Source organism: Modicisalibacter radicis, assembly GCF_900961225.1.
Lineage (GTDB): Bacteria > Pseudomonadota > Gammaproteobacteria > Pseudomonadales > Halomonadaceae > Modicisalibacter.
Window position 1 is genome coordinate 1 of sequence record NZ_CAAHFN010000129.1, and the last position, 473, is coordinate 473.

The 473-nt window shown below is 74.8% G+C and carries 1 protein-coding gene; it reads left to right on the forward strand.

Annotated features, from left to right (window positions below; genetic code table 11):
* Window positions 1–473: hypothetical protein (locus tag HR9077_RS20050; RefSeq protein WP_210725988.1), on the forward strand; the 473-nt coding region annotated here is incomplete at both ends.

Sequence of the window (473 nt, forward strand, 5' to 3'; positions counted from 1 at the left end):
CGCATGACCCGCCCGACGGCCGCACCGGTGGCCGCGCGCATGCGCCTGCGCCCTTTCGCGACGGTGCACGATGGGCGGGAAGGCGGCTGGCACATGCCCGGGCCGCTGGTGCTGCGCATCATCGCGGCGGCGGTGGTGGCCGTGCTGCTGGCCGGCGGCCTCGGCGCCTGGCTGGTGGCCCGCTCCGCGCAGCACGCGGCGCTGGAGCGGCTCATGGAGCGCCAGGCCGACGAAGTCGAGGCCGTGGCGCTGCTGCTGTCCAGCAAGATCGAGCAGAACCAGCGCGTGCTGGCCACGCTGGCGGAAAGCATTCCGGCCGCGCTGCTGGAGTCGCCCGGCGCGCTCGATGTGGTGCTGCGGCAGGGCCTGCCCGCCGCGCGCTTTTTCGACGCGCTGCAGATCGCCCGGCGCGACGGCAGCCTGAGCCTGCAGTGGCAGAACGGCCGCCTGCATGAAGGCGCGCAGCTGGACCC